This is a genomic window from Sphingobium sp. YR768 (assembly GCF_900111125.1).
GTDB lineage: Bacteria > Pseudomonadota > Alphaproteobacteria > Sphingomonadales > Sphingomonadaceae > Sphingobium.
On record NZ_FOGE01000002.1, the window covers coordinates 140,661 to 152,884 of the forward strand.

The following is a 12,224-nucleotide window of genomic DNA, read 5'->3' on the forward strand; positions in this document are numbered from 1 at the left end:
CCCGCTCCTGACGGGGCATGGGCCGCAAGGCAAGAGGAAGCGGGGGATCAGGCGACGACGGAGGCGATACCGCAGCGCCGCTGATGCACCCGGACGTCGGCCGTGCCGATACGCACGCCCAGCGTGGCGGTAACACTGTTCAATATGCCATCCAGCAGCGGTGCGGTCGTGCCCAGCACCGCGCCGACCAGCGGACTGAGCGGGCTATTGCTGATGGTGATGCCCAACACCGACACCTGCACTTGCGTCTGATTGGTCAGGCTGGCGGCAATCCCGTGCGTCAGGTCGCGCGTACTAACTGTCTTGACCTGCTGGGCGTTGATCTCGCTGGGGGAGAAGAAGACATTCTGTGCCTGCGTGCCGCCCAGCGATATATTGGTATAAGCGCTGACTTTCGTACCTAACAGCGTTTGCGCCAGCAGGGCAGAACGAGGATTGGCAGGCGTCGAGAAATTGGTCAGCGCGTTGACATCGATATCAGCGAGTGCCGCCGTACCGACCGACGGCGTGACGGCTAGTGTGACGCCGCCATTGTCGCCGCACTGGATATCGGACAGGCGCGCTTCGGCCGCCGCCAGTTCGATATAGAGCGGTATCCTGATGGTCGCGATGCCTGCCAGGACTGACGCCACGGTGCTCTCCAGATAGATGCGCGTCTGCGCTGTTCGCAACACCACATCCTTTTTGGACGTGATGCTGACGAGCGGTGTCCGAGTCTGTCCCTCGCCGGTCACTATCATCAAGCGCGTGCTGGTCAGGCCCGGAATAGCGACCTTCAAATCCATGGGTACCGACGTGCCCGACACAGGACTCAGCACCATGCGCAACATCGAAAACGCATCCAGCAGAATATTCGGCTGCCCCGTAGCGTTGGTGGCATTGCGTGCCGGGCCCAGGTCGACGATATCGCTCAACCGCACAGATCGACCGGGTATCCGGCTCGCCAGCGTCAGCAGCGTCGTCGCCGCCTGACTGCCAGCGATACTGTCTCCCATCGCCCCCAGCAGGTCGGATATCGGGATTTGCCGGTCGAACAGCGTGGCATAGCTATCATCATTGCGTCCCGTCCGCACCTTCAGCGCATCGGCAAAGCGCAGCAGGTCAATATTGGCACTGATCAGCCCGTTATAGTCCATGACAGACAGATTGAGTTCGGTCCCTGCCAGACTGGACAGCAGCATATTGGGCAGACCACCGCTCAACGAGGCAAGACCGGTACCCAATGAAAAGGCGGCAGCATCGCTGCGCGCGGCAACAGCGCGTGCCGACAGATCGACGCCATCACGCCCGACCAGTAAGCGTCCGAAGAAGAGGGGGGTGCGACGGGTCACCACCACCCGTGTTGCGCCGCCGCTGGCATCGCCGACGCGAAAACGGTCCGCTACCGCAACGGATGAATCTGCGGTATAGGCTCCATTTTCCATCGTCGAGAGCGTAACGCCATTGACCCCGCTCTGCGTAACCAGTTGTTCAGCCGCGGATCGGCCGCCCTGTGCTGCGGCAAGGGCGGCTGCGTCCGCAATACCCTGCAATTGTCGGCGGGCCAGATAGACCGATCCCAGATCGACGGCCACGGTGGCGGCCCCCGCCAGCATGAACAGCGAACCGGCCAAAAGCACAGTCGCGCCGCCACGCCGATCGGTTGCCAGCTTATTGCGTCGGAAGAATTTCATTATGTGGTGATCCGCACGACAGCACTGCGTTGCAAAACGCCGCCTGGCAATTTGATCGGAATGGCGGAAAATAACGGCGCGTTCGACAGATTATAGCTGAGCGTCACGGTGTAATAGCCGCCGCTTTCGGTCGTAGCCGTGGTGATCGACTGTGCTCCTGGTACGGGGAAAGCGCTGCGACTGGCGGTAACGCTCTGGTCCACCAGCGACCTACGTTCCGTGGTGCTCAAGCCAGCGACGGACGCGCGCGCAGCATCATTGGCCGCCTGTTGCAGGCTGTGCGCGGTCATGAACCAACTGCCGAAACCCATTATGCCCATAAGCATGGTGATCAGGATCGGCAGGGCAAAGGCCGCCTCGATCAATGAACTGCCACGCCGATCCGCGCGCAATAGCGAAAGCCTGCGGCCAAGGGCCTTGAAGCGAAAAGGGACATGATCTGCCATGTCCCCAGATTACTTCTCGCCGGCCAACAAAGGGTGTTCAACCTACCAAAAGGCGCTGCGCAATATATGTAGTTATCGCCGCTAATCGCTGGAAATAAAGCGGGTCATTGCGTGCAAATCTGTCAGTCTACGCCCCACCTTGTCATCAGACTACATATTTTATGTGTAAATAGCCGTATTAATTATGACCCGTCTTAGAGCCTGTTTGGGAATGCGCCTTTGGCGCATCCGCACCGGCCCTCACCCCCACCCGACCGCCCACATATGGTACCCTGTTGGGCGGTCGGGTGGGGTGAGGGCCGGTGCGGCTACAAAAATGCGCTCTTTCGCGCATTTTTCAAACGGTCTCTTAATGCTGGGCGGCTATAGCAGACAGAGCCCGTCCTTCCGGCGCAATCACCATGACCGCGCCCTCCGTACCATATGTGCCGTGCAGTCTTACCAGACTGACATCGACCGGGACGACATTGCCCCGATTGCTCAGGAACTGGGTGGTTGTTCGGCGATCGCCCTGCCCATTGAGCACCTGCTCCAAATCCTCCCGCAGTATCCGACGCACCGGCATGGCGATCAGGTCGTGCAGCGGCACCCCGATCAGTTTTTCGCACGGCAGGCCCATCATGGTGCAGAAGCTGTCGTCCACGACCTCGATGAAGCCCCGCATCGATACACGCAGATAACTGATACCATCATGCAGGCCCATTGCCTTGAGAATGGCTGATTTTATATCAGCGAGCCGGTGATGTTGCATGTCGTCTGTAATATCGCGCAGCAGGATCGCGATCCCGGAACCGAAGGGGAATGTCTCGAAATGAAGCCAGCTATCCTTGCGGAAGGGAGAAGGGATGTCGGCGGCGCTGGCTTCACCCGACGCGAGCGTATGCCGGATATGCGCTTCCGTTACTGCGCCCGCAAATTCGGGCAGAGCCTCGAACAGCGGTTTGCCTTCCAGTTGCCGATCCCAACGCTTGGTCATCGACAGGGCGACCGGGTTGACGAAATCGAGGCAGAGGTCACCCCGGCACAGGAAAAGTCCCTGATGAATATGGTTTGCGAGTTCCTGTGTGCGATCCGGAAGGTCCGCTGCCCCCTTCGACCCCGTCAGTCGGCTATAGGGCTCGATACCCATCAAAATATGGGTTTCGCGACCATGATGGGTAACGAGTACGGGCTCCTTGGCCCCAACCTCCCGCCAATGCGCGAAATTGCGCACCAGTTCGGCGGCGGTTACGCTTCGACCTCCTCGAGAGTTCGGCATGCGGAATCCTCTTCTCGTTTCTCGATCTATATTAACATCTTAAAGAGATTCGCTGTCAACCCATCATATGACAGACAACAGCTTCCGCTGTTGAGCGCATGTGGAATGAATTTGGTTTCATCCATTGCGGAGCCATATGACTCCGACGCAGAGAGTTAAAATCCGCGCTGATATTCCAGCGCGTCGAGAATCTTGCCGCCCGCCATGAAGACGGCGCCTGAACAGGCCAGTGCCAGCAACTGGCCGCCAATGCCGGGATATTGGTGCATATAGACCGCGCCGCGCTCGGTCGCGCCGAGCGCAAGCGCGTAAATGACCATGAAAGCCTCGAACTTGGTCTTGATGATGAAGAGGCTTTTGATCCGGTTCATGGTCATTCCGTTTGGCGCATCCCCGACGTCAGGGAACCAGGTCGCCCGAAAGCTGCAAATGGTCAACAAGAGTTAACCATGATTGCTCGATACGTGCAATCAGTCTGGTATCACCAAGATCGTCCGGAGCGATCGATTCCGGCCAGTAATCGGACACAATTTGTGCAATTGCATCCAGTTGCGCCTCATCGACCAGAAAACGCGGGTCGATGTCACGAGGGTCGGCGACGACCCGCAGGCGCAGGCAGGCGGGACCGCCGCCATTGGCCATGGACTGGCGCACATCGACGGGCACCAGTTGCCGGATCGGCCCATTGCCCGCGATCATCTGCTCCAGCCAGTTCCATACGGCTGGCGTCTCGCGCGCCTCGGTCGGCAGGATCAGCGCCATGCCGCCATTCGGCAATGTCACCAACTGCGCATTGAACAGATAGGATTTTATCGCATCGGCCAGACTGACCGCACTGGCCGGCACCTCGACAATCTCGACGCAGGGCAGGGCGGCGCGCAAGTCGGCATAGAAAGCCGCCTTGTCCGCAAAGGCCAGTTCATGGGTGAACAGCACATGCTCGTTCGCCACCGCGACAACATCGTTATGGAAAGCCCCGGCCGCGATCGCTTCTTCCGATTGCTCGACAAACAGGGTGCGCGCCGGATCGAGGCCGTGGATGCGCGCAATCGCCCTGCTCGCCTCGACATGCTGGCGCGCCGGGAAGGCGCCGCCCGACCGGCCGTAGACGAATATTTCCACGCCAGCCTCGCCATGGCTCTGCGTCAGTCGCATATGATTGGCCGCGCCTTCATCGCCAAAGGGCGCGGGGATCGGATCATGCACGGCGAACGCCTTCTCGTCGGAAAAGGCGATGCGCAACTGCGCAAGCGTCTGCGGCCATTCATGGCTGCGGTGTGGCATGGTGACGAGATTGGCGACGGTCAGATGGGTGAGCCCGTCCGCCGTATCGCTGGCAGGCGATACGGTCGCTGCATTGGCCGCCCACATGGACGAGGCGGACATGGCCGCCGCGCGGATATGCGGCTCCGCATTGCCGACATCCGTGCCCAACTTGCCGAGCCAGGCGACGTCCGGCCGCCATTGCGGCAGAAAAATGCCCTGCGTCAGCCCCATCCGGACATTGCCCCGCATCTTCTCCAGCCCCTGCAATGCGGCAGCCCGCGGATAGGACAAGGCCCCCGCGTTCCGCGCCGAAGCGAGATTGCCCAGGCTCAGCCCCGCATAATTATGGCTGGGACCGATGATTCCGTCGAAATTGATTTCCCTGACGCTCATGCCCGTCCCGCCATGGTGAAGCTGTCCCCGATTTCGATCTTCAGCCGCGCCGCGCTCGCCGCGTCGAGCGAAATCGCGCCGTCCGCAGCTTCTTGCACCAAACCCCAGGTGCAGCGATAGTCGGCCAGCCTACCGGTCGCGATCAGCATCCGGTCGCCGCCCTTCTCATGCGTCGCAGACAGGGTGACGTCGCGCGCCGCCGCGATCGTCTTCAACTGGTCGATCTGGCCCACCATCGTTGGCCCGCCGTCGAAAATGTCGACATAACCGGCATTGTCGAAGCCCTCCGTCTCCAGCATCCGCATTGCCGCCCGGCCATTGGGGTGGGGCAGGCCGATGACGGCGCGCGCGCTGTCGGTCAGCATCGCGGTGTAGATGGGCGTCTTGGGCATCAGGTCGGCGATGAACTGGTTGCCGTTCACCGCATTGAATTCGTCCGCCTCCTGAAAACTCATGCCGAAGAACCGTCCGGCAAGCCCATCCCAGAAGGGCGATCCGCCCGCTTCGTCGATCACGCCGCGCAGTTCGGCCAGCACCTTGTCACCAAAGCGGCTGCGATGGGCGCGGATATAGAGATAGCGGCTGCGGGCCAGCAACAGGCCCAGCCCCTCGGCCCGTTCGCGCGGATGCAGGAACAGGCCGCCTACCTCCGCCGATCCTTCCAGATCGGTGGTGAGCGAGAGCATCTGCGCGCGGAAGGTGCGGCCCAGTTCCCGGCTATGCTGGGTCAGCACACCCAGACGATAGGAATAGAAAGGCCAGCTTTGCCCCACGGTCGAGAATATCTGACACGTTCCACGGACCTGCCCCGTCTCGACATTTTCCAGCACCATGACGATCAGTTCGTCTTCGATACCGTCGCCCTGCCGCGCCAGCGCCTTTTCGGTCCGTTCCAGCTTCGCCGCCAGCGCCGTGCGGTCGGGCGGCAAATTGGTGAAGCCCCCTCCGGTCAGCTTCGCCATTTCATACAGCGTCTGCAAATCGTCCGCGCGCGCGATGCGCATGATGAAGCTCAAGCGATATTCCCTTCCACCTGTTTCTGTTCTGGTTGAAATTGTCCCTGCGCGATCCGCCAGATCGCCAGCGCCGACAATTGCGCCCGTTCGGGCAGGCTGTCGGCCAGCAGAAATTCGGCGTCGCTATGGATGCTGCCGCCGCGTACGCCCATCGTGTCCACCACCGGCACGCCGCAGGCCGCGATATTATTGCCGTCGCACACGCCACCCGTGTCCCGCCAACCGATCGGCAGGCCCAGATCTGCGCCACATTGCCGGACCAGCCCGAACAACCGTTCGGCCTTCGTATCCATCGGCTTTGGCGGGCGACCAAAACCGCCATGGAGATGCAGGCTAACGTCATGACTGCGGGCCACGTCCGCCATTTCCCCGTCGATCAGTGCGCGGGCGATGATTTCATCCTCCGGCGTGCGGGGCCGAAAATTGACGCGCAACACAGCGTGATCCGGCACCACATTATTTGGCCCGCCACCGTCGATCTTCGCTGGATTGCAGGAAAAGCCGACGCCGCTCCCCGCCTTCAGCCGCAACGCCAGATCGGCGGCGGCGAGCAGCGCATTGCGCCCTTCATCAGGATTGCGACCGGCATGGGCACTGCGCCCGGTGACGGTGATGGAAAAATTGCCGCTGCCGGCCCGTGCTCCCGCTAGCGTGCCGTCCGGTAAGGCAGGTTCATAGGTGAAGGCCGCGATCTTGCCGACTGCTACTTCCCGCAACAGCGCCGCAGAAGAAGCGCTGCCGACTTCCTCGTCGCTGTTGATCACCACATCATAACCAAGCTGCGTGGCCGCGCCCGATGCCTCGATCGCCTCCAGCGCTGCCAGCATGACCGCGATTCCGCCCTTCATGTCGGCAACGCCCGGCCCGTTCAGTACGCCCGGCTCCAGCCATGTCTGTTGCTGGAAGGGATGATCCGCCGGAAAGACGGTATCCATATGCCCCGTCAGCAGCAGCCGGATCGGCGCATCGGGCCGCACCGAAATATGCAGATGACGGCCATGCGCGATCGGCTGGATACGGCCGTCGGGCAACACGCTGTCGACCGGCGCGGCATCGATCAGACGCAGGGTGCCGGGCAGGATGGAAAAGGCGTCGGCCAGCCGATCGGCCATCCGTGCCAGCCCATCCAGATTGCGCGATCCGCTGTTGATCGCAGCCCAGTCCTGCACCTGATCCAGCATCGGCGCGGCGGCCGCGCTTTCCAATATCCTGCGTTCGGTGGGGGACAAGAGAGTCATCCCAAGGGTCTATCAGAGCCCGGCCCGCGCCTCCACCCCTTGCGGTGTAATCCTGGTCAGGCTGTCGCCCGTTGTTCAAAGCTCTGCAAATCCTCGACTGGTGCATTCTCCACATCGATCCCCGCCACCCTGGCGGCGGGCGGCCCGTCCTGCGCCAGCATCATGAAGCGATCAATTGCGGCCGCGTCGCCCTGCACCAGCGCTTCGACGCCGCCGTCCATGCGATTGCGGACCCAGCCGACCAGCCCCAGTTCGCGCGCCGTCGCCACCGTCCAGCCGCGATACCAGACGCCCTGCACCCGGCCATGGATCATCAGATGGCGGGCGACGATCACTTGATCCGCTTGATCCAGGTCTGGCCGCCTTCGCGCACTTCGGTAATGAAATTGGGGATGGCGGCGACCAGATCTGACAGCCGCTTGAACCCATAGTTGCGCACGTCGAAGCTGGAACGGTTCCCCACCCGCTGCCCCACCGGACCCAGAGCGACAAAACCACGCTCGTCGCGCTTCGCTTCATCATAGGCGTCGATCAGCAGGCGCACGACTTCGGGATCGACCGCCTTGCGTTGCGGCGTGACGGCGGCTGGGCTCGGCGCGGCGGGGGCAGGGGCCGTCGGCGCCTTGACCGCTGGCGCCTTCGCCTTTGCCGTGCTTGCGGTCGGCTTCTTCACCACCGGCACTTCGGCGGCCTTGAGTGCGGCCACGTCGATGAAGCGCGTACAGGCGCGGCGGAACCCTTCCGGCGTGCTGGCAAGGCCAAAGCCATAGACCGGAATGCCATCCTGTCGCAGGCGCGTCACCAGCGGTGTAAAATCGCTGTCGCTCGACATCAGACCGAAGCCGTCGACGCGCCCGCTGGCCAGCAGGTCCATCGCGTCGATCGTCATCTTCATGTCGGTGGCGTTCTTGCCCTTGGTCAGGTCGAACTGTTGCTGTGGTTCGATCGCCTGCGCAATGGACAGCGCCGCCCAGGTTTTGAGCGTCGCCTTGCTCCAATTGCCATAGGCGCGGCGAATATTCACCGTTCCCAATTCCGCCAGCACGGTCATCACCGAGTCGAAATGCGCCGCCGACGCATTGTCCGCATCGATCAGCAGGGCGATATTGCCGCGGCCTTCCTGTCGTGTCGCCATCGGCTATTTCCCTATTCTATGCGGGCGAAAAAACGCCCGTTTCTTCGTCCAGAAGGTGCAGTTGCCCGTCGGAAATCGCGAAGAAAGCGCCGACCAGCTTGAGCGTGCCGGCCTTCTCCTTGGTACGTACGCAGGGGAAGCTGCGCAGATTGGCCAGGCTGACCTTCACGCCTTCCTGCTCCATGGCCCGTTCCACCTCGCGGCTGCGATCATCACCATGGCGATCGATCACCACTTCGCGGGCACCGTCCAGCAGGCTGATCCAATTATGCACGAACCCGCCTTCACCCGGAGGCGCGTCCTTCAGATCATGGCTCAGCGCCGCCTTGCAACCGCCGCATTTTCCATGGCCCATCACCACGATCTCGCCAACGCCCAAAACCTGCACCGCAAATTCCAGCGCTGCCGACACGCCGTGCAGACCGGGCGTCGTCTCGAACGGGGGCACCAGCGCCGCCACATTGCGAACCACGAAAATCTCGCCGGGGCTGGTATCGAAAATCTGCGCCGGATCGACTCGACTGTCGGAGCAGGCGATCACCATCACGCCGGGGCTTTGGCCTTCGTTCAGTTCGTCCCATCGTTCGCGCTGCTCGCTCCAGCCTGTGTTGCGGAAACGGCGATAGCCCTGAAGCATGTCGGCAAAATCTGTCATGGCCAGCGATGTGCCGCACAAATAGGGGGCTGGCAAGAGTGGCCGCGCATCGCTATCTGGGGCGCATGACCGATATCGCTCCGATCCCCGCGCCCGAAAAGCCCGAACGCGCCCGCAAGCCCGACTGGATTCGCGTCAAGGCGCCGACGAGCCCTGCTTATCATGAAACGCGCAAGCTGATGCGTGACAAGGGCCTCAACACGGTGTGTGAGGAAGCGGCCTGTCCGAATATCGGCGAATGCTGGACGAAGAAGCACGCCACGGTCATGATCCTGGGCGATGTCTGCACCCGCGCCTGCGCCTTCTGCAACGTCAAGACGGGCATGCCGCGCAAGGTCGACGTCAACGAACCGCAGAATTTGGCCGATGCGTCGGCCGAAATGGGTCTGGAACATATCGTCATCACCTCGGTCGACCGCGATGACCTGCCCGATGGCGGCGCGTCGCAATTCGTCAAGGTGATCGAGGCGCTGCGCCGCACCACGCCGAAGACCACCATCGAGATCCTGACGCCCGACTTCCGCAACAAGCATGAGCGCGCGGTCGAGATGATCGTCGCTGCCCGGCCGGACGTCTATAATCACAATCTCGAAACGGTCCCGCGCCTCTATCCCACCATTCGTCCCGGCGCGCGCTATTATGCGTCGCTGCGCCTGCTCGAATCGGTAAAGAAGCTCGATCCGTCGATCTTCACCAAGTCGGGCATCATGCTGGGTCTGGGCGAAGAGCGTCTGGAAGTACATCAGGTGATGGACGACATGCGCTCGGCCGACATCGACTTCCTGACCATGGGCCAATATCTCCAGCCCACGCCCAAGCATGCCAAGGTGATGGAATTCGTCACCCCGGCCGCCTTCAACGCCTATGCCGGCATCGCACGGGCCAAGGGGTTCCTGCAGGTCGCGTCCAGCCCGCTGACCCGTTCCAGCTATCATGCCGGGAAGGATTTCGCGGAAATGCGCGCCGCGCGTGAAGCCAAGCTGGCCAAGGCGGCGGCGAAGGCCTGATCGCTCGATGCCCAGACATAACGAAACGCGCCATCTGCCCTACACGCCTACCCAGATGTTCGATCTGGTGTCGAACGTCGCGGCCTATCCGGAATTTCTGCCCTGGGTCAGTGCGATCCGGGTAAGGTCCGACGACGAGACGGAAATGGTCGCCGACATGATCGTCGGCTTCAAGGGCGTGTCGGAGAGTTTCACGTCGCGGGTGCACAAGCATCGGCCGGATCGCGTTCGTGTGGACTATCTCGACGGCCCTCTGAAGCATCTCCACAATGAATGGGGTTTCCGCGACGACGGGCAGGGCGGGGTGCTGGTCGATTTCGAGGTCGAATTCGAATTCAAGAACCGGCTGTTCGAAATGCTGGCCGGCCAGTTTTTCGACAAGGCGTTGCGCAAGATGATCGGCGCGTTCGAAAGCCGCGCCGCCCAGCTTTATGCCCCGTCGGGCAGCAGCAGTTCCAGCGCGCACAGCGCCGCCTGAAGGCGCACGCCGCCCCGGCCGTTATTTTCGAAATGATGCATGTCGGCCACGACCTTGTCGGGGCTGGCGCCGCGTTCGGCGCGGGCGAAGACGACGGTGCCGACCGGCTTCTGCTCGCTGCCGCCGCCCGGCCCGGCAATGCCGGTGATGGCGACCGCGACATGGGAATGGCTTTTCTTGAGCGCGCCCTGCGCCATGGCCCAGGCGGTGGCGATGGAGACAGCGCCGAACGTATCCAGCACATCATGCGAGACCTTGAGAAGTTCCGCCTTCATATCATTGGAATAGGTGATAAAACCGGCGTCAAATACGTCGGATGACCCGGCGATTTCGGTAAGCGCCGCCGACACCAGTCCCCCGGTGCAACTTTCCGCGACCGATATCGTGCGGCCGGCACGGCGGTTCGCGATGATGACCTTTTCGGCGAGTTCGACCAGTTCGGTCGGAAGGACAGTGTCGATCATCGGATCAGGATAGCGCGGGGAGCGACAGGGTGGCAACCGCCTGTGCGGCAATGCCTTCACGCCGCCCGGCAAAGCCCAGCCGTTCGGTGGTCGTGGCCTTCACGCTCACCCGGTCGACCGGCACCGCCAATATCTCGGCGATCCGCGCGCGCATGGCGTCCCGATGCGGCCCGATCTTGGGCGCCTCGCAGATGATGGTGAGGTCGATATGCTCGATCCGGCCGCCCCGCGCCGCCACCCGATCCCGCGCATAGGCCAGAAAGCGATCGGACGATGCGCCGCGCCATTGCGCGTCGGACGGCGGGAAATGGCTGCCGATATCCCCCTCCGCCAGCGCGCCGAGCATGGCATCGACAATCGCATGAAGCGCCACATCGGCATCGCTATGCCCGGCGAGGCCGCGATCATGGGGCACCAATATCCCCGCCAGCCACAATTCTTCATTGGGCGCGAGGCGATGCACGTCATAACCCATGCCAACCCGCGTCGATCGCGGTGTCGCATGCTGCATTTCGGCGCGGGCGAAATCCTGCGGATAGGTCAATTTCTCAAGCCTTTCATCGCCTTGCACCAAAATGACGTCATGGCCCCAGGCCCGCAAAATCTGCGCATCGTCGGTTGCTTCAAGGCACTCGTCCCAGCCGCGATGCGCCGCCAGGATCGTGTCGAAACGGAAGACCTGCGGCGTCTGCACCCGGTAGAGGTCGGCGCGGTCCACACCACCGCCCATCACATCCGCCGCGCCCCGCACCAGCGTATCGGAGACGGGCAGGGCGGGGATAGCGCCCTCAGCGCCTTCAAGCGCTGACAGCAGCCGGTCGACCACTGCCCCCGGCAGGAAGGGCCGCGCCGCGTCGTGGATCAGCACTAAGTCCGCGCTACCGGCCGATGCGATCGCTTCCAGCCCGGCCCGCACCGAACCGCGCCGGCTGTCCGCGCCGGTCACGAAGTGAGCCGCCCGATCGCCCAGCAGGTTGCGCGCAGCGGCGTCCTGCCCGTCGGCCAGAACGATGTGAATGGAGTCGATCGCGCCATGGGCCGTCAAAGCGTCATAGGCATGGGCCAGCACGGCCTTACCCGCGATCATCCGAAATTGTTTGGGGATCTCGCCGCCCGCCCGGCTACCCTCGCCTGCGGCGACGATCAGCGCGACGATGCGAGGCTTTGCCGATGTCATGCGCCGCCGCATAGACGA

General features: G+C 62.5%; 14 protein-coding genes. 2 read left to right on the forward strand and 12 right to left on the reverse strand.

Features of this window, described 5'->3' with window-relative positions; translation table 11 throughout:
* Positions 1 to 47: 47 nt before the first annotated feature.
* From BMX92_RS03060 to BMX92_RS03105, 10 genes are all read right to left on the reverse strand, one after another.
* The gene (locus tag BMX92_RS03060) at positions 48 to 1,673 is read right to left on the reverse strand and encodes a pilus assembly protein TadG-related protein (protein WP_093011681.1); all 1,626 of its coding nucleotides are present in this window, start codon (positions 1,671 to 1,673) and stop codon (positions 48 to 50) included.
* Positions 1,673 to 2,119 (reverse strand): TadE/TadG family type IV pilus assembly protein, encoded by a 447-nt coding sequence (locus BMX92_RS03065; protein WP_093011684.1) that lies wholly within the window; start codon positions 2,117 to 2,119, stop codon positions 1,673 to 1,675. The genes BMX92_RS03060 and BMX92_RS03065 overlap by 1 nt, the downstream gene beginning before the upstream one ends.
* Positions 2,120 to 2,468: 349 nt before the next feature.
* Complete coding sequence (locus tag BMX92_RS03070; protein WP_093011687.1) at positions 2,469 to 3,377, reverse strand: PAS domain-containing protein; 909 nt, start codon at positions 3,375 to 3,377, stop codon at positions 2,469 to 2,471.
* A 155-nt stretch (positions 3,378 to 3,532) separates the two neighbouring features.
* A complete protein-coding gene (locus BMX92_RS03075) occupies positions 3,533 to 3,748 on the reverse strand; it encodes a hypothetical protein (RefSeq protein ID WP_093012564.1) in 216 nt (71 codons plus the stop codon).
* 28 nt (positions 3,749 to 3,776) lie between these two features.
* Positions 3,777 to 5,036: an N-succinylarginine dihydrolase gene (locus tag BMX92_RS03080; RefSeq protein ID WP_093011690.1), complete on the reverse strand. Its 1,260-nt coding sequence runs from the start codon at positions 5,034 to 5,036 to the stop codon at positions 3,777 to 3,779.
* Positions 5,033 to 6,052 carry an arginine N-succinyltransferase gene (locus BMX92_RS03085; protein ID WP_177184917.1) on the reverse strand — a complete coding sequence of 340 codons (1,020 nt, stop codon included), beginning with the start codon at positions 6,050 to 6,052 and terminating at the stop codon, positions 5,033 to 5,035. Before BMX92_RS03085 ends, BMX92_RS03080 begins: the two co-directional genes overlap by 4 nt.
* The gene (locus BMX92_RS03090; protein WP_093011693.1) at positions 6,049 to 7,290 is read right to left on the reverse strand and encodes a hydrolase; all 1,242 of its coding nucleotides are present in this window, start codon (positions 7,288 to 7,290) and stop codon (positions 6,049 to 6,051) included. Before BMX92_RS03090 ends, BMX92_RS03085 begins: the two co-directional genes overlap by 4 nt.
* Positions 7,291 to 7,346: 56 nt before the next feature.
* Complete coding sequence (locus BMX92_RS03095) at positions 7,347 to 7,604, reverse strand: acylphosphatase (RefSeq protein ID WP_093012570.1); 258 nt, start codon at positions 7,602 to 7,604, stop codon at positions 7,347 to 7,349.
* A 17-nt stretch (positions 7,605 to 7,621) separates the two neighbouring features.
* Positions 7,622 to 8,425, reverse strand: a complete 804-nt coding sequence (locus BMX92_RS03100) for an NYN domain-containing protein (RefSeq protein WP_093011696.1) — start codon at positions 8,423 to 8,425, stop codon at positions 7,622 to 7,624.
* A 16-nt stretch (positions 8,426 to 8,441) separates the two neighbouring features.
* Positions 8,442 to 9,080, reverse strand: a complete 639-nt coding sequence (locus tag BMX92_RS03105) for a carbonic anhydrase (protein WP_093011699.1) — start codon at positions 9,078 to 9,080, stop codon at positions 8,442 to 8,444.
* Positions 9,081 to 9,088: 8 nt separating this feature from the next.
* Between BMX92_RS03105 and lipA the strand changes: the two genes are divergently transcribed.
* Positions 9,089 to 10,087: a lipoyl synthase gene (gene lipA / locus BMX92_RS03110; RefSeq protein WP_177184918.1), complete on the forward strand. Its 999-nt coding sequence runs from the start codon at positions 9,089 to 9,091 to the stop codon at positions 10,085 to 10,087.
* 7 nt (positions 10,088 to 10,094) lie between these two features.
* On the forward strand, positions 10,095 to 10,565 hold the full coding sequence (locus tag BMX92_RS03115; protein ID WP_093011705.1) for a type II toxin-antitoxin system RatA family toxin: 471 nt from the start codon (positions 10,095 to 10,097) through the stop codon (positions 10,563 to 10,565).
* Here the strand turns inward: BMX92_RS03115 and BMX92_RS03120 are convergent.
* Together BMX92_RS03120 and BMX92_RS03125 are read right to left on the reverse strand one after the other, a co-directional pair.
* Entirely contained in the window at positions 10,517 to 11,029 is a 513-nt protein-coding gene (locus BMX92_RS03120; RefSeq protein ID WP_093011709.1) for a CinA family protein, read from the reverse strand. The two genes, BMX92_RS03115 and BMX92_RS03120, sit on opposite strands and share 49 nt — an antisense overlap.
* 4 nt (positions 11,030 to 11,033) lie before the next feature.
* Entirely contained in the window at positions 11,034 to 12,218 is a 1,185-nt protein-coding gene (locus tag BMX92_RS03125; protein ID WP_093011712.1) for a bifunctional 2-C-methyl-D-erythritol 4-phosphate cytidylyltransferase/2-C-methyl-D-erythritol 2,4-cyclodiphosphate synthase, read from the reverse strand.
* Positions 12,219 to 12,224: the final 6 nt, after the last annotated feature.